17 protein-coding genes and 1 pseudogene are annotated in these 23,091 nt (G+C 43.7%); 2 read left to right on the top strand and 16 right to left on the bottom strand.

Translation table 11 applies throughout. From position 1 onward, the window contains the following. Positions 1-14: 14 nt before the first annotated feature. The 13 genes and pseudogenes from FU659_RS15000 to FU659_RS14940 all read right to left on the bottom strand — a co-directional run bounded on the left by FU659_RS15000 (position 15) and on the right by FU659_RS14940 (position 10,711). Positions 15-469 (bottom strand): annotated as a pseudogene (locus tag FU659_RS15000) (lasso peptide biosynthesis B2 protein). Continuing rightward, a complete protein-coding gene (locus FU659_RS14995; protein ID WP_147948334.1) occupies positions 456-767 on the bottom strand; it encodes a lasso peptide biosynthesis PqqD family chaperone in 312 nt (103 codons plus the stop codon). Before FU659_RS14995 ends, FU659_RS15000 begins: the two are co-directional and overlap by 14 nt. Next, on the bottom strand, positions 768-1,703 hold the full coding sequence (locus tag FU659_RS14990) for an ATP-binding cassette domain-containing protein (protein ID WP_147948333.1): 936 nt from the start codon (positions 1,701-1,703) through the stop codon (positions 768-770). Between the two features lie 146 nt (positions 1,704-1,849). Next, positions 1,850-1,984: a paeninodin family lasso peptide gene (locus FU659_RS14985; protein ID WP_147948332.1), complete on the bottom strand. Its 135-nt coding sequence runs from the start codon at positions 1,982-1,984 to the stop codon at positions 1,850-1,852. 15 nt (positions 1,985-1,999) lie between these two features. Beyond that, a complete protein-coding gene (locus FU659_RS14980) occupies positions 2,000-3,934 on the bottom strand; it encodes a lasso peptide isopeptide bond-forming cyclase (protein ID WP_147948331.1) in 1,935 nt (644 codons plus the stop codon). A gap of 245 nt (positions 3,935-4,179) precedes the next feature. Then, positions 4,180-4,449 carry a PqqD family protein gene (locus FU659_RS14975; protein WP_147948330.1) on the bottom strand — a complete coding sequence of 90 codons (270 nt, stop codon included), beginning with the start codon at positions 4,447-4,449 and terminating at the stop codon, positions 4,180-4,182. A gap of 4 nt (positions 4,450-4,453) precedes the next feature. After that, entirely contained in the window at positions 4,454-4,645 is a 192-nt protein-coding gene (locus FU659_RS14970) for a hypothetical protein (protein ID WP_147948329.1), read from the bottom strand. A 13-nt stretch (positions 4,646-4,658) separates the two neighbouring features. After that, on the bottom strand, positions 4,659-6,377 hold the full coding sequence (locus tag FU659_RS14965) for a hypothetical protein (RefSeq protein ID WP_147948328.1): 1,719 nt from the start codon (positions 6,375-6,377) through the stop codon (positions 4,659-4,661). Between the two features lie 20 nt (positions 6,378-6,397). Further along, positions 6,398-7,681: an efflux RND transporter periplasmic adaptor subunit gene (locus tag FU659_RS14960; protein ID WP_147948327.1), complete on the bottom strand. Its 1,284-nt coding sequence runs from the start codon at positions 7,679-7,681 to the stop codon at positions 6,398-6,400. Positions 7,682-7,724: 43 nt separating this feature from the next. Further along, positions 7,725-8,390 carry a CpsD/CapB family tyrosine-protein kinase gene (locus FU659_RS14955; protein WP_147948326.1) on the bottom strand — a complete coding sequence of 222 codons (666 nt, stop codon included), beginning with the start codon at positions 8,388-8,390 and terminating at the stop codon, positions 7,725-7,727. Further along, a complete protein-coding gene (locus tag FU659_RS14950; protein ID WP_187274164.1) occupies positions 8,371-9,138 on the bottom strand; it encodes a YveK family protein in 768 nt (255 codons plus the stop codon). The genes FU659_RS14955 and FU659_RS14950 overlap by 20 nt, the downstream gene beginning before the upstream one ends. A gap of 212 nt (positions 9,139-9,350) precedes the next feature. Next, positions 9,351-9,689, bottom strand: coding sequence for a response regulator transcription factor (locus tag FU659_RS14945; RefSeq protein ID WP_147948324.1), 339 nt, complete (start codon positions 9,687-9,689; stop codon positions 9,351-9,353). Beyond that, positions 9,686-10,711 (bottom strand): HD-GYP domain-containing protein, encoded by a 1,026-nt coding sequence (locus tag FU659_RS14940; protein WP_147948323.1) that lies wholly within the window; start codon positions 10,709-10,711, stop codon positions 9,686-9,688. The genes FU659_RS14945 and FU659_RS14940 overlap by 4 nt, the downstream gene beginning before the upstream one ends. Before the next feature lie 252 nt (positions 10,712-10,963). Here FU659_RS14940 and FU659_RS14935 point away from each other — a divergent pair, with 252 nt between their 5' ends. Together FU659_RS14935 and FU659_RS14930 are read left to right on the top strand one after the other, a co-directional pair. After that, a complete protein-coding gene (locus FU659_RS14935; protein WP_315971322.1) occupies positions 10,964-11,575 on the top strand; it encodes a hypothetical protein in 612 nt (203 codons plus the stop codon). A 253-nt stretch (positions 11,576-11,828) separates the two neighbouring features. Further along, the gene (locus tag FU659_RS14930; RefSeq protein ID WP_147948322.1) at positions 11,829-12,050 is read left to right on the top strand and encodes a spore germination protein; all 222 of its coding nucleotides are present in this window, start codon (positions 11,829-11,831) and stop codon (positions 12,048-12,050) included. Positions 12,051-12,180: 130 nt separating this feature from the next. On the opposite strand, the gene FU659_RS14925 is transcribed toward FU659_RS14930, so the two are convergent. The 3 genes from FU659_RS14925 to FU659_RS35490 form a co-directional block, all read right to left on the bottom strand. Then, the gene (locus FU659_RS14925) at positions 12,181-19,731 is read right to left on the bottom strand and encodes a fibronectin type III domain-containing protein (RefSeq protein ID WP_147948321.1); all 7,551 of its coding nucleotides are present in this window, start codon (positions 19,729-19,731) and stop codon (positions 12,181-12,183) included. 707 nt (positions 19,732-20,438) lie between these two features. Then, positions 20,439-21,737, bottom strand: coding sequence for an S-layer homology domain-containing protein (locus FU659_RS14920; RefSeq protein WP_147948320.1), 1,299 nt, complete (start codon positions 21,735-21,737; stop codon positions 20,439-20,441). 75 nt (positions 21,738-21,812) lie between these two features. Then, positions 21,813-23,091 (bottom strand): immunoglobulin-like domain-containing protein (locus FU659_RS35490; RefSeq protein ID WP_315971321.1); only part of this gene is annotated, 1,279 nt, incomplete at its 5' end.

Here is a 23,091-nt window from a genome sequence, read left to right as displayed (position 1 = left end):
ATCTCCTTCAACCTCTATTTACTTACATATTTGGCGAATTTACCGATTACCGCAAACTTCTCCATACCTTCGGCTCCTGTAATATAGTAAGGACCGCTGCGGAGCCAAGCATGAGCTATCATTTACCCGATTCGTCTCTAGCCGTTCCTAAATATAGCGTACTGGCAATGCGCCGCTTAGCTAGCATCTTTGATGCAGCAATGGCTTTCACCAAGCATTTACTTTCCCAAGGGGTATGCAGACTAATCAGTTGAATAGCATCTTGAACCCTAATTAACTCGGTTCTATTTCGATCCTGCTGCTCCTTCGACGTTTCTTCCATCTGGGCCCCAAGAGTAGGAGCAACCTTTGAGAAAGGTACCGATAATTGAACACGAGCCCATCCTAAATACGATAAAGCCTCTACATATAAAAGTATGGTACTTGCCTCTAGAGAAAATAACAAATTCACTTTTTTAAAGAAGCCCATAATCTTCACCGGATTCAATTAATCCTTCTTTGGAAAGCATTCCAATAAAAGAAATGACCTCAAGCTCGCATTCACTCTGGTCAACCTCGTATTCGGACATTAATGCCGCAACGATCTGAGAAATTTCTACCGGCCGGGCTATTAATTCCCATATTCTTCCTCCTATCTCACCTAAGTTATAGTACTTTCCATTATGGATACTCAGCATCACTTTCTCGCCATCCATATCACTTACAATGTTGCCTTTGCCTTGCACATAATAATACGGCAGCGAAATGGTTCGATCCTTCAACATCATCTATTCCTCCTTGTTTATAGCTTGCAGAATTGTCGCTACCAGCAGAGGCGCTGTAAACCCCTTCATCGGTCTGGATAGTCGATACATATCAATCTGTTTCACCACACTTACTGAGGTGTGGAAGTGCCAGTCGGTTAAACCTAATTGTGAGACAAAAAAATTCCGGAACGTGTGCTCAAAAAGTGTCTGCAATCGGGCTAGCTTCTCAATCGGTCGAATCTCTGCCTCATTTCCCTCCGATTTCACGAGTTCAATAACACCGGCAAGCGGTAGGGTACCGGCAAAATAATTAGCAGCCATTGGCACGTTATATTTGGTTTCCCTACCAAAAATCGAGTCATATTGGCTAGTCTCCATGCCAAAGCTTGCTAAACTTTCTTGCCATAGCTTCTGTTGGGGATACGACGAGGTCACATAAGGATTGCTCCCCTCCTCTGACAGTGAAACCGCTATGACATCATCCGTGAGAAGCTGATAGCCTTCTTTAATAAAAGCTGAGGCTAATGTGGACTTCCCCGCACCTGACTCCCCAACAATGGCGTAAGCCTTTCCTTCAATGGCAACAACACTTCCATGCAGAGGAAGCACCCTTCTCTGCATCAGGATTGCGCCCATGCAGGTGCCTAGCATATACAGCCGAATCTGATTCTCATCCGAGTCTTTCATCGGAATAACAGAGATCTGTCTGCCATGCTGAACAGCAAATAAGGCCACATTTGGAATATAGAATTGGACTGAATGATCTGTGACCACATACGTGTTGGGTTTATCATAAGCCTCAGCATACTGACCGCTTCTGTCTTCTAATGACAGCTTAATTTCAATATCATAAGAACTGCTCTCACTATCGATCTGCTTTAGTTCCGGGAAATCAAAGTCGCTAGCTATGTTTAAACCAAAGGCCAAATACCTGGTTTGTTTCTTAATGCCCAACATGCCTTTCACTCCATCATATCCATAATTATGGTGAAGGTCCTTATACGGCTTGATGTATAAGGACCTTTACCTATAAACCTCAAAGTACCAGCTGCCCACATGGTTTCTTATGTACCGAAATCCAAGAAGATTGAAGTTCATTACGATTAGCTATAAGTTAATTGGTCGCGAGGAGTACCTGATGGGAAAGCATAGTCAATATGATTTCCGTTTTTCGGATCAGCCATTGTCATGCTTACTTCAAGAACCTCAAGTGCTGGTTTTTTCCATTCTTTTTTCATATCCTTCACCTCCTCTCAAGCAAATTTTTTCATGTATCGGTAAACAATTAAGCTTCGCATTAATATTCGATAATCGGAGTCAGTGGCTAATTCAGGACGTGCCCCAGCCATCACTTTCGTTAAGGCTGCCCTGATCTGCGAGCCATCCATGTATCTTAGAACATCAGGATCTTTGCTTAATTGCTGCAGATCATCGATGAATGAGCCCCAATACGGTGTCATGCGATGTACCCAATCAGCTCCCTGGACGCCCCGAATTCGTTGATTTAAGCGGATGGAATCGGGCAACAGCTTTTCCGTGGATCTTCTGATCAGCGCTCGATCTAATCCCTTCTGAACATATTGCTCTTCGGGTACGGATAAGCAATAACGGATCACACGTATATCATTCGTAGGATCTCGCTGCCATAAGGAATGCTGCAAGGATAGCTTGGTTGTCAGCGTGTTCGTGGCATTCCAGTGGAATCCATCATGGAAATGCCGATGTCTTTGCTCATAGATATTGGAGGTTGCGAACCAGCCTGACCGATCAATCCCATAGTCCTTTAGCTTGGCAAACACTTTACTCTTACTTGCAAACTCCGGATTGATGAGTACAGGAAATTTGTGTGAAGGGCCCTTTTCGAGCATGCGATCCAGAAAGGGGAAGGCTACTCTTGCCACGATTGGAAGGTTGCGCAGCCGCTGTCCGCCGATATTTATACTATATTGATGCAGCTCTCGGACAAGTTGTATCCACTTTAATTTCTTCATCAGATTCGCATAATGATCATAAGCAGAGCCCCAAGAAATACTTAAATTCCCTCTGGTACCGCTCAAAAGTACGCCGACACCTTCTTCTTGCGCTTTCTCGAACAATCCTATCATCCAAAAGGAATTCTCAAAAAACTTGTAGGGCATCTCCATCGTGTCAAGTAAGCTGTCGATGTCAGAATACGAATTTTTCCCTTGGAAGTCCAAGTAATGATCCGATATGCCTCCAACATGCTTGACAGTTAATTGGATGAAGGGGCTCTCATCCGCCATCAATTGATTAGCTGTATAATCCTTAAAATCACTTGAAGGAATATAACTGAACGTGTGCAATCGTTTATTCTCATTTCGAAGTGACTTTGCAGCAAAACTTACGACGGAACCCGAGTCTAAACCACCACTCAAATGCGCGCCAACTCCACGATAAGTGCGAAGCCGAGCATCTACGGATCGTTGAAAGACTTCTTGAAAGGCTTCTACATATTCATTTGACTTCAGCTTTAGCGGCTCTGCCGTTAACGCACCGTATTTCTTCAATGAGATTTGGCCTTTGGTTACCGTTAGACTATGGGAAGGAGGTATTTGTTCGATATGCAGATAAGGCGTGATGGAACCATCAACTCCATCAACTGGCGCCGATATGGCCAGATATTCAGCCAGCCATTGTTCATTCAGTTTCTTCTCGATATCAGGAAGGGACAGGAGTGGCTCAATAATCGTGCAGAATGCAAACCTAACACGATCATGGAAATAATACAGGGTGCGGCTTCCGGAAAAGTCTCTAGCTCCGAACAGTCTTTGATTTCTTTCATCCCAGATCATGAAAGCAAAATCTCCGATCAAATAGTTCGGGGCATCCATCTCCCATTTGTGGTAAGAAAGCAAAATCAGTTCACTATCCGACATGCTGTTTCTTAGACCAGGCTCCACCTGCAAGTGCTGAAACAGTTCATCACGGTTATCAATAATCGCATCAGCTGTAATAACCAGACCTCTCTCTGAGTCGCGGTATGGCAAACGTTCATGGATGGATTCCGGCGTGATCCATTGGGCATGGCAGCCAAGAAAAACGTTTCCGCTAGACCAAGTTCTGATATCATTCGATGGATATTTCTCTAGACCTTGCATTAAGAGATGACCATACTGCGTGTTTACAGTCTCTTGATTCAGGTAATAGATTCCGGTTATAGCACTCATGCATTTCCTCCGTACTGCTATATCATACATAGAATTTCTTAGTATCGTTCTTATTAAAGAACATTATTGCCTAATTAAATCAAAATAATAGCTAATCATCACTTGTAGAACTTCATAAATTCTTTCGCTTTTTCGTTCTTTATCGAGAACATCCTCAGAATACCATCTTAATTCTAAACTGTCAACAACTTCCTTTATCTTCTTATTCTGATTCTAATGCCCGTATTCATCCCTCTGAATCCCCTTCAACCTGCATGCTGAACTAAGCCGCACCGAATTAAATCGTTTAAGAATGACTCAATATCTTCTTCTACAGAAGCGTCAACCCATGCATATTCCTTCCGAACCGCATCGCTGATAGAGCTAACTGTCTGTGCTGCACCCAACAATGACCAGCAAAATCCACCAACACTATTCAACTTCGTTAAGGTATATTCATCCGTATTTAAGATAATCCATTCCATATCCAGATGAATAGTCTCATAATCATTCATACGTAGATACTGGTTTTTCATATCATTAGCTCCCCACATTGGTAGTATGATCGGCATCTTTCAGATCAGGTAACGGATTTGCCCCTTGAAAATACGGTCGATTCAGATGACCATGGTCTTTATTCCATCTTTGTTCCGTTTCCTCCAGAACCGGCTGCTGGCTTAAAATCATAGGACGCATATAAACGCTTTGCTGTTTACGAGTTTCTTTATCCATACTTGTTGCTCTCCTATCGTTTCCATGTTTGGACAAGTCTTCTTACTTCACCGAAGGGAGTATCGATAATTTCGTACATACGCAAATATATCGTTGTCTCAAATCGATCCAAATCAAAATTAAGCGTCTGTGTTCCGCTAACCAGCTTATTTTCGCCTGTAAAGGAGAGAACCTTGGAGGTCATAATTCTGTTTTTGGTATCAACCAGCTCAAGTCTCATTTTGGAAAAGCTTTGATCCACAACGACTTCGTCCTGCAACTTGATATTAAAATCCAAATTCAGCTTATAGGTGTAGGGCAAGCTGCCTGAGGCCATGCTGTAATTAGTTCCAAGCGACCAATCATTCAACGTGACTTGAAAAGGATAGAAAGCTAACGACTTGTCGGATGTTTCTTCCATCACCTTTGTTTTGAAGGCGGCTAACGAAATATTGTAGGGCTCCACACTTTTGTTATCCAAAATCTCCATAATCAGTTGCTCCCCTGTTTCCGAGCTAGGGATGATAAAGGAATAATAAATCACATAGCTGATATTCGGAATTAGCGTCTCGACCTGGGTATTTTGCCGAGTACCCATATATTTGTTGCCAGTATAGCTGGTTAACGCTGCTTGAAATTGTGGAACCTGCATCGGGATATCGCTATGATTAAGGAGCTTAAACTTGGCAACTGCTGCTTTAAAGCCGCCTCCCGCACTTTCTTGCAGCTGAAGATCCACCATCGAAACGTCAATCTCCGGCCGAATCATCTTATTTAGCGGGTCAAACCGAATAGGCTTGTTCCATTCATAAGAAAGCAATTGATTCAAATAGCTCAGGTTGCTTTTAGCCCCCGGAAGTGTAATCATCAGTCGCCCAATTAAAAAGTCTGTATGTGTTTTCTCATCTGCTGCGAAATCTTCTGGCGTCAGAATAGATAAGCTGCTTAGCTCCAAGCGATTTCTAGCTGGAATGGCATAATGAATGTACGCCTGCTCATTAGATTCCAAGGAGGGCAGATCTTTTTCCAATCTTTTTCCAGTGTAAACCTTCTTATCGGAAATGCCGTTTATCCGAAAATCCGGGATTTTTGCTTTCTTAACTCCTTTATTGGTTACAAGCAAGCCGACAATTACCATTGGACCTTCCGGCGTGTTCTGTTCATTGAGACTGATAGGCTTAAATTCTACCGTGCTAGACAAAACAGGAATCGTAAACGTATCTTCCCATTTTTTAGTCACGGCAGGATTGGCAAGAGTAGCTTTCTCCCCCTTCCACTCAATCGCAGAGATCGGAATCGATAAGATCTTCTGCTCCTGCTTGGGGTATACAAATTCATTCACATCGTACCAAGAAAGATCCGTCAACGAGAAAGTGTCATATCGGTCGACAACATTCATGTAACTAAGCTCAACGGTCTCCTTAGGCTGAATATTCTTGGCATTGGCTTGACTAGCCCGCATGATATATTCCAAACCGTCCTGCCCTTTGACACGAACTTCATATTCCGGTACACCGATTAAACGATCACCATTATTGTAAATACGAACCGTCGCAGCAATCCTGGTTCCATCCGATGTAGATTCATTCAAAATGCTTTTTACTACTACCTGAATCGAATCTGTTAAGGAATAGCTCTCTACGGATGTTTGTATGTATTTCTCATCTGCCGCGGCATGAAAAGACGCTGAGGGAATTACAAGTGAGGCGGTTAAGACGCAAACGACCATCGTATGTTTCCAGTTTATTTTCAATTCAAGTCACTCCATTTTTATTATTGCTCTTCAACTGCTGTCATGTGAACCTTTTCCTTGTCACGCAACTGATTAGCGTTTGTTTTTACGACGAGCTCGCCTTCGTTAAGGCCGGCAAGCACTTCTTGATTAGGTTCATTCAGTCTACCCAGCTGAACGCTTCGCTTCTCGACGGTATCCCCTGAAAGTACATACACGAATGCAGCATCGCCCTCTTTAACGATTGAATACGTAGGAACGGTGAGCACAATTTGGTCCTTTTCCTCTGTCATTTGAATCATAATCTTCATACCAGGCTTCAAAGCAAGCTCCTTGTTGGGTACCTGCAAGTTAATTTCGTAAGCCTTCGTTTGCGGATCAATGACTTTAGCCAAATAACTGATCGTACCTTTCAACATTTGTTTAGTCCCGGTTACGTAGTAGGGCAGTTCTTTCTTATCGCTTAGATGTCTGGTTTCTTCCTCTGAAAGCTGGGCTTTAATTTTGATTGGATCCAATCTTTGAATGATGCCGACAGGAGATCCTGGCTGCAGTGTCATTCTCACTTCTAAGGGCATCTCCGTCAACAATCCGCTTACTTGCGCCTTAATTTCGAGATTTTTAATGGTTTGATCGATTTGCTGTAAAGCAATCTGATCCGTTTTGAGCTGTGTTTCCAGCTCAGCGGTTACGTCAATCGGTTCCAGCATCGTTGCTTTCTGCTTCAGCTGTTCCAAATCCAGCTTTGCATCCATCATTTGTGTTTCCATTTGATACAATTGAGCTTTCGTCACTAAACCGATATCGTAGTCATTCTTCATTTTATTGTAGCTTCGAAGCAGACTGGTCATGCCCAGCTCTTTCTTCTGTATCGCGTTATTCATATCCAATCTCTGGTTTTCCGTTTCTTTTTTAGCACGTACTTTCGCTTTTCCAATAGCCTCTTGAGCCGTTTGGACTGTTTGTGCAGCTGCTTCTCTCTGGATCGTTAAATCGCCTGATTTGAGTTTGACGATAACATCCCCTTCTTGTACCATCTCTCCGCGCTTCTTGAGGATTTGCTCTACATCCCCAGACACTTTGGAAATGACATCGAATTGTGCAGAGGAAAGCACCTCAGCATTACGTTCCAGCGGATCTCCGATTTTCTGCTTAATGACTTTAAATACTTTTACGGCCTTCTGCCCTTGTTCGTTATATACCGAATTGGTATCCGGATTTAACGGAGCTGTGTCTGAGCACCCGGATAGAACAGCAAAACTCAGTGCCAATATACAAATGGTTCTGGCGGGTCTTCTATGCGGCTTACGTCTTTTTTTTCTCATTAGCTATAAACTCGCTCCCCCTACTTTGGTTTCTTACATATTTTTAAAGATAGGCGTCCACATGGTAGTTTTTAATTTCGTTCAATACAATGCCAATCAACTTGGCCTTCGCCAGCATAAGCTCTTCTTTCACCTTCTTGGCCATTTGACGCTTCACTTTGCCGTATTCTACTACAAGCAAAACACCGTCACATTTGGCTGCCAGCACCTTAGCATCTGTCAAGGTCAACACTGATGGCGTATCGACAATGACCATATCGTAGTTCGCTCTTAGTTCTGCCAAAAGCTCATCCATCTTTTTGGATGCTAACAATTCAGAAGGATTCTGCCCCTGCGATCCCGAGGTCATGATCGATAAATTGTCGATATAGGACTCTCGAATGGTCTCTTGTAAGGTGAATTGATTATCCAGATAATTGGTCAAGCCTTTATCGTTCTCTTGATTAAAAGCAATGTGGATGAATGAGTTCCTTAAATCGGCGTCTAGTAAAATCACGTTTTTCCCGATCTGGGCGTACGCTACGGCCAAATTAATCGCGGTTGTGGTTTTCCCTTCGCCTCGGCCCGAAGACGTAACAGTAATGATCTTGGCTTCTTGCCCGAGAGCTGAGCATTCGATATTAAATCTTAAAGAACGGTAGGCTTCTGAAATGGGGGAATTCGGGTTAACTTTCATCATAATTGGAAAATTAGTGGATGGTTTTGGCATATGGCGTTTCCCCTGTTTTTTTTCTGGATTTGTGATTTCGATTCGTTCGAAGTTCTTTGTCCCGATCTTTGACTTTAGGTATGTAGGCGAGTGTCGGCGAATCAAACAATTCTCGGATATCTGCGTCCGTTTTCAAGGTATCATCCATAGCATCTAGGAGGAAGGTTAGCCCCACCATAACAGCTAAGGTGCCAATAAAGCTCAATATAATATATTGGTTCGACTTTTGGTTAATGGGTATGGGATCATCTTGACTCTTGGCTCGATTCAAAATCGTGACATTATCAACCTTCATAATTTTAGGAATTTCTGTTTGAAAGACATCGGAAACGGCGTTAGCAATCTTCACCGCTTTTTCATGCGAGAAATGTCTTGCACTGATGGTCATGACTTGCGTTTCATTGAGATTGGATACATTCACGATGGAGATGAGCTGATCTGTGGAAACATTTAAATCGGGGAAGCGCTGAACAACTTTATCCATAATCGCTGGGGTTCTAATAATTTCTTTGAATGTATTCATCAGTGCTAGATTAACACCAATCGCGCCATAGTCGATCGATTCCTTGCCTGATTGACCTTGCTCAACTGTCTTGTTAACGATCAATTTCGTCGAAGCCTGGTAAATCGGTTGATAATGTGATGTGGTGTACATAGTTGTGAGAATCGTTGCCACCAGCACACACACAACAATAAGCCATATGCGCTTCTTTATTATCATTAAATACTCTTTAAGATTAATCTCCATGATTCCCCTCCAAAGAAGTCTACTTTGCTTGGTTCGATACATTTATTTCCTCTGAACCTTGATACTATTTGTATCATGTTATAGCTATACTTTAAGATACTTTTTGTATCATGTCAATACAATATTTCACTTTTAAGTTCCAAATTGTATCACATTAAAATGGCATAAAAAAAAGAACTCCCCCATATCAGAAGTCCTTTTCTTATTGTTCATTAATTAATCCTTATTGACGATACACTACTTGTTTCACCCGAAAGTCCAGAGAATAGAAGGGCTTGCTGAAAGAGTAATGCCAGTAGTCTTCGCATCGAACCGATCCCAATTTTACTCATGATGTTTGCTAAATGAATTTTAACCGTTTTTTCGCTAATGCAGCAGTTTTCTGCGATTTCCCGATTCGTATATCCGTGAGTAGCTAATAAGGCAAGAATCTCCGATTCCCGCTGTGTTAGACCATAGCTTGAGAAAAATTGATGTAACACTTGATTCTGCTCCACGTGAGTGATCTCCTGCAAACCAACTTTAGTATCCATTAACGTACTATTACTCATGCAATAACTTCCTTTATATGAATATGCCGTTCTCGACTCAAATCTATAAAAGCTTCTTCAACCTTAACAAGTGGATTCGTGTCATCCGTTGGATTAATATAAACTACCTCACCCCATCGGCCATCCGTTAGCACGACTCTTCGCCCTATTAAATTTTGAATCATATTATTTAAGAATACCGCTACAATATTAGGATCTAACTCTCCGAAAAAGCCTTTTCTCATCCGACTGACAACCTCATAGAACGGCATCATCTCATGATATGGCCGCTTCGATGACATGGCATGAAAGACATCCGCGACAGCCACGATCCGGCTCATCTTATCCAACTGGCTATCCTTTAATCTCAGTGGGTAGCCACTGCCATCCGCGCGCTCATGATGCTGCAAAGCTACCAAGGAAACTCTATAGTTAATACCAACCGTTTCTTTCAGCATGTTATACCCAAGAATGGTATGACGCTTCATCTCATCGAATTCAGCTTTTGTTAATTTACCGGGTTTCATCAGAATTTCTTGTGAAACCTGTATCTTACCAACGTCATGCATTGTAGCTGCCAAAGATAATAACGCGACCTCTGTTTCACCCAAATTCATCCATTTACCTATGAGCGTTGATAAAATACCTACGCCGATATTATGTTGGTGTGTATATTCATCTTTCGCCTTTACCGCTTGAAACAGCTGAAATAAATCAGGATTCTCAGCAGCTTGCTGTACAATAGGAATCAGTTCATTTTTAATTTCTAATAATGGAATTTTTTTTTTTGATTGAATACGTTCAAACAAATCTCGCGCATATTCAGTCGCTTTGAGTACAAGGACTTGAGAAGAATCAGAAGGTGAATCAGATATATGCACAAGTTCGTTATCTGATGTCACAATGATATCCATGAAGTCAATCCGATGTTGTCGAAACAAATTCAAGTGATCTTGATTCAGAACAGATTGACTGGGAGCTAATACAAGTCCGTAACTTGTTGTGATATCATATTTCAACACTTTGCCCAATAATTCTCTCAATGAAGGTCCGCTCCAATAATTCCAAAATATAACCAATTTCAATTATATACGACAACTTTCCTAACAAACATAGGAGTTGAATCCTGAATTCTTCCAATCGGTATAGGGATTAGAGCCTATTTACAATATATTGAAAATGATATTTCATTTTGTTGTTTTCCTTCTTTCTTCATTTATCCGTGACATTCGTCTACTATCCTGCATATGGTAAGTATCGAATATTTCGCTTTTATCTAAGGAGGATGTACACATATGGCTCCAGAGAAAAAAAAACAACATAGAAAATTAGAGGCAGATACCTTGCAACCACAGCCTGTATCGACTAGTCCCGCTGATTATCCAGCTCCCAATCCTATGTCCGCTCCCTATCAAGCTCCCTATGCTTATCCAATTCCGCAAGCCTACGCATGGGTGCCCGCCTATGATCCGCGTGGACTAGGACTTCCCGGATTCCCAGGGTTTCCCGGACTAGGTCAACCGGGCCTTGGTCAGCCCGGTGGTCAACCTGGATTTCCAGGCCCTGGCATGTCTCCCGGATTTCCGAGTCAGGGATTTCCTGGACCTGGGCCTTCATTCCCAGGTACGCCACCACAAGGAGGCGGCCAACAACAGCCCACGTCAGCACCTCCTGCTTATACCCCACAGAAGCCATTTCAAGCTGCAGGAGGAACCTTTGCCGTAGACCCCGGAAGCATTAGACGGTGTTTGTTCAATTTCACTTATGTGTGGCTGAGTAACGGGCAGCAATTCTGGTATTTCCCTACTTTCGTAGGCCATAACTCAATTTCTGGTTTTAGATGGAATGGTTTTACTTGGATGTTCTTTGGGATTGATTTACGTTTTATTGATGCATTTACTTGTTAGACTAACCAGCAGCTAACAAGCATGGAAGCAAAAAAAGCAGATGCTGTCGATTGAATTGGCAGATCTGCTTTTTCACGTTAAAGCTTGCATCCCAAACCTCTTTCCAATGAATCTGCCCAGTAGCAAATGTATTTGATGTGTTCTTTCCTTCTTTATCCAACAGTGTTTTATTATAAGCACCCATGTGACGTTTGGGCGAGAAATTACATAGTATAGCTTATTGGTTAGTTCATGAAGGGAGAGGAGTGAACGGGTGAATTCGTTTGTCGGAAATATCAGAATTAATAACGTTTCTAACAGTTCTAATGTCCAAGTTGGAGATGCCGCTTTTATCGTGTTGTCCAGCAATACCAAGATGCATGCGGGTGCAAACTCGTTTACGCCAGGTGACAGCTTCGGTACCCTTACGAATAACCAGAACAGTAGTACGAATACAAGCGATCTAGATGTATTTGATGGTACTAATATTGTGTGATAACTTTATGGCAGTATCGCTGTACCGCTATGTTTTTTACATTGTACAATAAAAAGAACCCTTATCTAACAAGGGTTCCAAGTGTTTAAATCTGCCTTGCAGCGGGTATTCCTTACTGCAAACATTATTATTAATGATTGTATATTCTGTAGATCAATACAGCTGCTTCGGCACGGGTCGTGTTTGCGTGAGGGTTCAGCTTTTTGCTGTCATCTCCTTGAATCAAACCGTTCTGCAGCATTGCTGCCATATCCCCGCTGGCATATGCCGCGATATCCGAGTTGTCCACGAAGCTGTTCAGATTGGAGGAAGCAACGCTGGAATTCAGCAGTTCAGCCACTCTCATCGCTCTGGCAGCAATTACAAACATATCTTGTCTGGAAATGTTAGCTGTCGGATTAAATTTATTTTCATCTTGACCATTTACGATACCCAAACTCTTCGCAATACCCACACCTTCATAATAATAATCGGTTGGCAATATATCAGAGAAAGTTGCATCCACTTTGGCTGTTAATCCTAAAGCTCTGACAAGCAGAACGGTGAAATCGGCTCTTGTAATACTGTGGCTTGGCGTGTATGTCATAGCCGTTGTGCCGTTGATTATCCCTTTGGATGCCATGACTTCGATCGATTTTTGAGCCCATGGTACGTTCTTCAAGTCGTTGAACGACTTCTGAACGAAGGTTATCGCGTATTTACTAAAGTGAGTCGTTATGAACGTCACTTTGCCCGTATTCACATCATATTTTCCGCTTGGAACTGGAGTTGCTTTGCCTGATCCATCGATATACCATACGGTAATAAGCTCAGGATTCTTTAGTTCGTCGGCGGTCGGTTGGTACGGAATGGATATTTCCACCGGTGCAGAAGGATTATTATACGCAATTTTCCTATCGTTCGCAGTGAAGCTTAAATCTACAATCGGGTGATTGCCAACTTGATTGCGCACATCCGCAGGAAGATTGGCTGTGTCTGTGATGGACACATTCAAAGTTACGTTTTGAGCTCCGCCAAGATCCAGGTTACTGAGTAAATTACCCGACAATACAACGGTAGCTACAGCTGTTGAAATGGCAATCTGCTGGTTTTTGCCTGCCGTAGTTATCGCGTTAGCCGGAATAACGAGCTCATAAGCATTCGCCCCATTCATTTTGGCTACCTCAATATCTGCTCTCTTTACGCCCTTGGCGTTTGCCGCCACTTTGCTAAGCGTATCGCTCAGCTTCGCGTTGTCTATCGTCCCACTCGCGACTCCTCCGGCTAAGGTCACGGGTACAGTGATCGCCGCAGGCGCTGTTTTGCTGCTGTCGGACGGAATTTCGCTGCTTGGAGTTCCATTGCCAGGTGTCCCGCTACCCGGTGTTCCATCCCCAGGCGTTCCGCCTCCCGGTGTCCCGTCGCCCGGAGCAACTGCAGCAAGCGCACCGATATGACCGCCATTCTTACCAGCTGTTCTTAGCGGGCTGGTATAAGCAATTCTAAGAAAATCGCCAAATTGTAGGTTACCATCCCCGTCTCTTTCAAACTTCTCAGGAGCCTGCAAGCTGACCAAATCTGCCCCAGTGACGACAAGGTTATTGCTATTCGCAGTTTTTACCCCGTCGAAGAAGAAGTCTGTAGTATCTACATTTCCTGAGATGAAATCCTCTAATGTACCTTCTGTATTTGTACGGAAGGACAGGTTGTTTATGAATGATCCCATTTTGTCAGGCTGAAAGTACGGATTCGATCTGAAAATATAATTAAATCTTTTGTTATTGAATGACGTATTGTTCTCAATCTTCAACGCTCCTGGATTAAAGTTATCTGAAAAACCATCCATATTGTTGTCGAAGGCAATATTGTTTCTGACAATATGCGCCACAGGAAATCCTTCACCACCGAGTTTAAAACCATTCCCTGTTTTTCCATTCTGGTTATAGCCATCGCTCAACTTACCATTCGAATAGGAAATGTTTCCTTCCAGCGTGATTGGCATATTCGGTCCTTCATCAATCTTGTTAAACAGATCCCAACCATCATCAATATTATGATGCGCAATGTTGCCTCTGAATACATTGCCTACGCCTACACCTAGCTTCGCAGCAAAGCCGTCGGCATTAATATCGGATGCATCACGGTTATCATGGGATTCGCTGTTCAATATTAGATTGTATTTCGGCCAGTTGTTTGGATCCGTTCCTCCGCCGCTCAGTTGGAAGCCGGTATCTCCGTTAAAATAGAATTTCATCAATTCAATGATGTTATGGTCTCCTGTCAACCTCATGCCGTTGCTGCTTCCTTGGGTCAGTTCAAGGCCAACAATATGCCAGTAGTCAGCATTGATTTGCATAACGTTGCTCATATTTCTCTGTCCATCAACGATCACTTTCTCACCATTATAAGCGGTCAGCATCTTGCGATTTTCTGGCGTTCCGCTATATTCTTTAGCGATCGTAATTGTCGCAGCAGGTTTATACGTTCCCCCGCGCATAAAGATAGTTTCGCCTGGCAGCACATAACGAATTGCTGTTGCTAGATCCATCGGATCATCGATGGTTCCTTTGGCCGCGCTCCCTCCGTCAGTGGAAACGTAAATTCCCGCACCGTTGTTGTAAATTTTCTTGGTAACGGTAATGCTCTTGGTGATCGGATTGGCGCTTGGCGCTCCTACCGGTGTTAAGGTAACACTAAAGACCGCAGTATCGTTATCCAATGTTGTGCTGAAAACGAATGCCTCATTTTTAGTAACGACTGCATTGGCTATAACCTGGGCTCCGTCCTTAGTCACTGAGATCGTTCCGCCGTAATTCGCAAGTGCCTTCAGGTCATATGCGGCCGAGCCTGATTGAGGCGCCGAAACGATATTCATAGTAGCGGCCGGCTCAGCGGTCGGAACCACAACAGAGGGAATCGTATTCGCTTTACTTAAAGTCAGCTTTGCGTTCTCTACAATCATTTTGGCATTTCTTGCCACATAGAACCCGACATACATATGATCTGGATCGATCGCCTGAACCAAATCCGCTCCAGCCACTTCCTTGGTGATGATGACGTTAGGAGTTACATGCTTGTATGTGGTGGTCAAAATAAATCGATCGTTCGTTCGTTCAATCTTCAAATTGACAGGCTTCCCGACTGGCGGTAAACCGACCGGTACATCGTTAGCCGAGACGGTGCTGAATGCGGATTGAGTTATGGTGCCTCCCGGATTGCCCCATGGATACAACACTCCAGTTCGATAGATCGAATTGATTCGAACTTTACTCTTATCGCTGCTTGATACACGCATAGCTCCGATAGCTACCATGTTGGAACCAGCCGGAAGCTCTTCATACCCTAGAACCATAGGGTCCTGACGAGGTTGCCCGTTAATGTCCCTGACCATCAGACCTGCGCTGTCCTGCGAATTGGGGCCCCCGCTGGTCTCAGGTCCGAATTGTTCGATGGTTACATCCGCTTCAAGTACAAAGTTGTTTACTTTCGGATCCAAAGTTGTGTAGTAAAAAGTCATGCCATCGTGTCCTTGGGCAATCTTCCCACCCCTGCTTTCCAACACGATTTTTCCGTTAATGGTGCCTGGCTGTTCCGGATTGGCATAATTAGTTCCCACTTTATTCGGCAGTACATTCGATGCGAAGTTCAGATCTGTGGATTGTCCGAACGAGACTGACTTCCAAATTTGGTTATCCTGACTGGGAACGGCTGTAACGATGTTCACGCTCGGTCCCGTACCGGTCCATTTTGATCTTCCATCTCCCGCTTCCACCTTGAATGTATAGCTCGTTCCCGGCGTGAGGCCAGTCACCGTATACGATGTCGAGGTTGCCGAAACTGTATTTGCCGAGTTGACAGGGGTAAATTTCACATCGCCCCCAATTGGTTTACCGTTCATGTATAATCGGTATCCCGTTACACCGATATCGTCAATTGCCGGTGTCCAGCTCAACTTCACACTTGTCCCCGTAATTTCATTCGCGGTGATTTGGCTATTTGTCGGCCATTTCGGCGCTCCAATATCATATGGGTCTGCGGTAGTTATTACCAATTGGAAAGGATACTTCGCTTTATTGCCGTAAGCATCTACCGCTTCTACCTCAATCACGTACCTTGTCGCAAACGCAAGTCCAGTCACGTTGAAGGTACTTGCACTGCCTGCCACCGAACCTTTCTTCTGCCCGTTGTTATAAATCACATACTCCTTCACGGCAGATGTTGCTGGCGTCCACTTGATATTAGCCCATGTCGTATTCGCCGTGCCCACGAGCTGGATACTGTTGCTTCCGGTCGGTACCGTCGGAGGAACTGTTCCTGCTATTCCTGTCGTTGTCGCTGACACGCTAGGTCCGGTAGTGGTCCAATTGCCTGTCGCGTCGATTGCTTCCACTTTAAACGTATACTTCAACCCGGGAGACAACCCACTTACTGTGTACGTGTTTGTGGTTCCCGTGATGCTGCTCGTAACAACGGCACCATCAACAATCACACGATAATTACTTACTGCTGTATTATCTGATGCTGATGTCCAAGTCAATTTCACAGAACTGTTACTCTCGTTGGAAGAGGTTAGCGTGCTATCGTTCGGCCATATTGGCGCCGCCGCTGCATTCTTCGAAACATTGTCCATAGTCGTTGTACCAGTAAATGTAAGGCCAACTGAATTGGCAATCTTCCAAGGACTTGCGATATCGTATACAACATCTTTAAAAGAGCTGTTTCTCATGTAGCTGATATTGGCTTGCTTCACAGCGGAATTACTGTTCCCATAAAATTTTACATTATCAAAATGGATGCCTTCATGGAATCCGCCGCCATCGACCCCGGCCACGTTGATCGAATCGCCTTTGTAGCCTTCCACTGTCACATTCTGAACTGTAATGTCTTTAAATTGGGCCATCGTAGGCGAAGGCTCAAATTCACTGACTGAGTTAACGTCGGAGTAGGAAGATGTGAATATGAACGCTTGATTTTTTCCGTTTTTCATCGCAGTATCCCGGAAAACAACGTTCCTTCCTCCACCCCCGGTCGGGGTATTCGTTTTGGCGCGGAGTCCGATTTCCGTCTGGTTCATGACGTTGTCCTCTGCCAGAATATTCTCGATCCACGCACCGGTATGGCTACCCATAACAACGCCACCATGGCCTTCTCTCATGTAATTGTTGAAAATCCAGGCATTACGCGTCGAATCTTCATGCTGTGCAACTGCACCTTGTCCGGCAGCAAAGTTGATATTGTCGTCACCGGTGTCGAGCACATTGTTAAATACCGTTAGACCATCGCCTCCGCCAAACTCAATGCCATCCGCATTGTTGTCATCGAAGGTCAACAGCTTCGTTCCGGTTATGGTAATATGGTTCGAATTCAGGTTAACCAAAGTATGGTTCGACGGATTCAATGCCGTAAAGCCGCCGTAGAACGCATTGTCAACACCTCGCAGCGTAATCAGGTTGGACCGAGCTGCATAACCGTTGGCTTGCGCATTGGTTTGTCCAGCGAAGAAATTGTCCCTTGCATAATCCGTCTGTGCTTTGGCTAATACGCCATACGTTCCGTAGTTACTATTACTGCTTGGAGTTTGTACAGGAAAATAACCATCATTGAACTTCGGAGGATCACTCCATACCCATCCATTCCCATCAATCGTACCTTTCCCAACAATTCGAATATTTTTGATACTGCCGAAATCGTACGTATGTGCATTTATAAGTGAGTAATACCTCGGAACGGTCGAGTAATCATATAAATAATAATCGAACGGGTAATCCTGAGGTTTCTCTGAACCGAGCAGTGTCGCGCCCTCACCGATCTCAAGGGTCATATCACTCTTCAAAAAGATCGCTCCGGATTTGAACACACCGGCAGGTATCAGCACCTTTGCTCCAAAGGTAGCATTGTCGATAGCCGCTTGAATGGCTTCCGTATTTAATGTAACCCCGTCACCCACCGCACCATAATCAACAATATTGAATACCTGAGGTAAGGGTGTAGTGGACTGTGTGATTGAATTACTGGCTAGCGATTCCTTACCTATAGCGTCAACTGCTTTCACCGTATACGTATACGATGTATTCGGATTGAGGCCTGTCGCTGTGAAATTATGCATCGATACTTTCACATGCTTATTTGCGGCATCATCCTGATAGAACTTATCGATAAAAGGACGAGCCGGGGAATTGTCCAAGGTGTTTTGGTTTGCCGTACCTATAAACACTCCATTCTGGTATACGTTGTAATCCGCAATGTTGGCGTAGTTATCCGGTTTATCCCACACCAGAATGATACTCTTTTCATCATACGCCATTGCCGGAACTCTTAGATTTTTCGGCGCTTCCAGGACAGTCGCACCATGCGGCGTGACAGCAACCTCAATTGCGCTCGGACCTTCACCGGCACTATTGCCTGCGCTCACTGTGAAGTAGTACTTGGTATCGTTCTGCAAGCCATTATAGGTGTACGAGGTAACCGAAGTTTGATCAAGCATCGTATAGACCCCAGAGGCCGTTCCCGCCTTAATCCTATAATACGTCGCTTCGGTCACCGAACTCCACGAGAGCGTTACACTCCGGTCACCGACCGTGGGTTGAGATAGAACTGGCGCAGTAGTCGGTGTCGTCACAGCAACAGCAGGCGTGGTAGCGGAAACCTCGGTACCATTCGGACCTTGCCCAGCACTGTTAGCTGCACTCACTGTGAAAAAATATTTGGTGTTTGGCACTAAGCCTGTTACGGTCGTTGACAAGCCAGATATTTGATTCGTACTGACATTATAATTCCCGGAGACAGTACCTACTTTAACGTTGTAGTGCGTTGCACCGGTTACGGGACTCCACGAAATAGGCACACTGCTGCTATTAAGCGGTGTAACAGATGTCTGAATAGTTGGTCCTATAGTTGGTGGGGTGGAAGGCGTCTCTGATACTGCCGTTGCAGAATCGAAAATGACCTGAGAGCCTGTACCCGTTCCTCCCGTCCCGCCAACTGTAAATTTTACTTGTTCAAAAGACGCTGAGACAGAAGAAACAGCGAAACCTACATTTAAAGTTGATTTATTTAAGACATAATGATTATTTGCGTTATTAGAATAGCTTGTGCGGCTAGTCCATGTAGTACCGTTGGAAGAGTACTCAAAAGCAAGTTTAGATGAAGCCCCTTCTCCTGTTCTCGTCATTCTCACATAGACAGAGTCACTTGTTAAAGCCGTGTTTCCCCCTCCATTTGAAGTATCTAACCTTCGATAATCACGAACTCTGGTACTTCCGGTATTGCGATCCAAACCTATCGATACGTAATTGGAATTGCTTTCCGTACCATCCCTGACCATCATCATGGCCCATGTCTTCGAATCAACTAATTCACCCGACATACTAATTTTTGCAGTCAATTGAAAGTCTTTGTCTAAGGACGAAGTGAACGGCATATACACATAAGCAAGGTTATCGTTATCAGCACTCAAGCCCCCCGATGCCGCAGACATTGTAAATTTCCCGCTTTCAAAATTCACATTCACGTTTCCAGGATCATTGATGCCGCCAATCATATCCGTCATTTTCACTGCCTTCCAACCTTGCGGCAAGCCAGATGAAGAAACGCTTTCAGAAGCTGCTGATGCAGCCGTCAATCCGTACGGAATGCCAGAAAATAATTGCAGAACAAGCAAAATGGCTAACAACAAGCTTATTTTTTTGCTTTTTCTTATCATAATGATGAATACCTCCGAATGGAATTTGTTGACTAATATACAACGATTTAGCTATCGCTTGTTCTATGGCCCCCTTCCTATTTGAATACGTTTTCAAACTTGATCCTAATAGATAGATGCTCATTACGTAAATAATCATTAGCTCACATTCTATGAAAAACAGTAGAAATTGGGCGATTAACAACGGAATAATCGAGTAAGAGGGAATGGTTTATAACATTTAGTTGAATTTTGGATTCTCGCTAACAATTACCATAATTTAAAATCATAATATTAGCTCTGAACCCCCACTACTTTTATTATTCATCTGACAAAATAAAAAGAGAGGAAACCTTGAGTAATCAAGGTCTTCTCTCACATGATGGGTTCAACTTTATTTATTGAAAAATCAGATATATGATTTTACAATTATATTTAATTATTACAAAATTTATTTTTTAAATAATGTTATTTCCAAATACTTTTCTAATCAATAGTTTCAATCATAATAAATCTAGAAATCCAAATCCGTTCATTAATATGGAATCTAGCTCCTGTATATTTAACCCCTTTTACAACTAAGCATCTGGTAGCGAATAAAAAAATAAGCTGTCCCAATGTCTATTTATGACATTTGGAACAGCCTAAAAGTTCACATTATTTTTTATAAGCCAAAGCCCTTAAGATAACAGTAACTGCTTCCGCACGGGTTGAATTCCCTTTCGGTTTTAAAGTACCATCTGATATCCATTCATTAGTCCTTTAGAAGTGACTGCAGTAATGGCTGCTTTGGCCCAATCTGAAATCTCTGAGCTATCGGTATAAGTCGTGCCTTCTGCCGAAGAGTCCATTTTAACCGCTTTTACAATGATCGCTGCCATTTGCTCACGGGAAATAGGATCGTTCGGCCCGAAAGTTGTGTCGCTATATCCACTAATAATACCCTGTGCGGCCGCTGTAGCTATTGAACTTTTCGCCCAATGGTTACTCGTATCCGCAAATACCATCCCGTCTTGCTCTTTGAGATTAAAAGCTTTTACGATGATCGAAACGAATTCTGCTCTAGTAATGTTGTTATTCGGTTTAAAAGTTCCATCAGGGTAACCACTAATAGCTCCCTTTTGAATCAATTCTAAAATGTTTTTTTCAGCCCAGTGTCCCTTCGTATCAGAAAGAGCTACAGGGATATCTGTTTTTGCAGTTGCCAGTATGGCGAATTTCGTGAAATGAGTGACCGAGCCAGTAACCGTACCACTGCTGCTATCCACCTGCGGATTATCTAACGGAATCCACTTCTTAGTTTCTTCATTGAACCAGTAAATGTTAATTGTCGAATGATCCAAATTTACACTGTTTTTGTCATAGGACAAAGTGATTTGTACAGGTTTGCTGAACTCGCCAGTTATATCTTTAGTAATTTCAAAGACATCGTTAATCAGCTTTGACGATGAATCCACTGGCAAAACGGACGTATCCGCTACTTTATTCACTATTACCTTGAAATTATTAACGTCACCCTTTACGACTCCGGCCGGAAAAGCAATCGTAGCCCCATTCAAAGTTAATGTGCCTCCATTAACTACATATACGATATCTGTATTCTTTGATGGGACATCTGTTGGTACTCCTCCTGGTCCTCCTGGTCCTCCTGGTCCTCCTGGTCCTCCAGGTACAATACGAGGGGTTACTGCAAATTCCTTTGCTGTAACTTCGGAACCAAGGCCAACAATCACCTTGTGAGTACCGATGGAAGCATCGGGAGAAATGTTTATTTTGACGGAGAAAGCACCATCTAACACAGAAATCGTATCGATGTATTCAACTACATTCTTTGCAACGTCGATCACTTTTACCACGACATCGGAATTAGGAGAGGTACCACTTATCGTGATTGCTTGACCGGGGTTCACCGAATCAATGCTGTTAACCGTCTCTTTGGAAGGTGCGGCTTTTGCAGATGTCATCCCGGTTACACTGCCGATCAGCATTACGGCAGAGAAAATCAGGGCAAGCCATTTCTTATTCACTCTTGTTTCACTCCTGTGTAAGGCAGCCAAACACGGTTAACCCGATATTTGGCCGCCTACCAAAATGATAATCTTTTACTTGCTCAAAACGACTTGGTTTGCCAACGGGGTGCCGACATTATCCGTGCCTACGTTATACTGATCCAGAATCATCACTTTCACCTTGTGATTTGCGTTATACACGGTATTGAAATGTGCGATTAAAGGTCTATTTGATGTAGCGTCAAAATCAAAAGCATTGATGCTCACAGCGGTATCCCCGTTCATGAGTTCGAATACGACAAGCTTTGAACCGGAGTAAGTTAGCCCTTCGGTCGGTGTTATCGTCACCGAGGCCTTAATTCCACTTGTCGTATCCAGTGCAGTACCTGAAATGACGTATGGCTTGGCATTTTCTGCTGCGTACGGCGCGTTGACCTTGATGCTTTCATCCATGTCGCCGCGAGTTACTGTGATTTGCACGGAACCGGCTGCTGTGCTGAGCTGTGTAACTTCCACAGTTGCGAATGTAACTCCGCTCGCAACCTTAGCAGATCCGAGCAAGTCACCCGTGGAGCTGTACACGTTCACGAGATCACCCGCTTGGAGGCTGGACACTTTAATTACATCATTTTGACCCGCGACGTTGTTCGTGACCACGATGTCCGAGCTGAGCGGAGCCGAAGTCCGGCTGTTTTTCAGGACGGTGAGGTTGAATGTTTTCTGATCCGTTACACCGTTCTTCGTAATTGTCGCCGTTAAGGTAACCGCAGCATCACCGTCTATATTTGTTGGACGGTTCACTACTCCGTTTGCGGCTATGACTAACAAATTACTAGAGGTCCATGTAATAGTCGTTCCATTTGTTCCCTCTTCAGGCAAAATTACACTTTTGGTTACACCTACCGCTGTATCGGTGCCATCATAAACGAGGTTAAGTGCTGCTTTGTCCGCTGCCACCGATTCCACTTCGTTGAACGTTGTCTGCTTCACGACGTTTACGGTAAATTCTTTCGTTTCCTTCGAAGTTCCTTTTGTAATCGTCGCCGTCAACGTCACCACTTCATCGTTAGACGTCTTCACTGGACGGATTACCTTGCCAGTTGCGGCATCTATCGTCAGGCTATTGGACGTCCATGCAATGCTCGTTCCATTCGCTCCTGTGCTTAGCAATCGTAGATCCTGCGTTACACTGACTGCTTTATCATTGCCACTATAACCGATGTCAAGTGTCGCTTTGTCCGCTGCCACCGATTCCGCTTCGTTGAACGTTGTTTGCTTCACGACGTTTACGGTAAATTCTTTCGTTTCCTTCGAAGTTCCTTTTGTAATCGTCGCCGTCAACGTCACCACTTCATCGTTAGACGTCTTCACT

It is taken from the genome of Paenibacillus sp. N3.4, from assembly GCF_008017805.1.
Lineage (GTDB): Bacteria > Bacillota > Bacilli > Paenibacillales > NBRC-103111 > Paenibacillus_E.
Note: the sequence above shows the minus strand (reverse complement) of the source record. Positions and strands in the feature narration are given on the sequence as shown.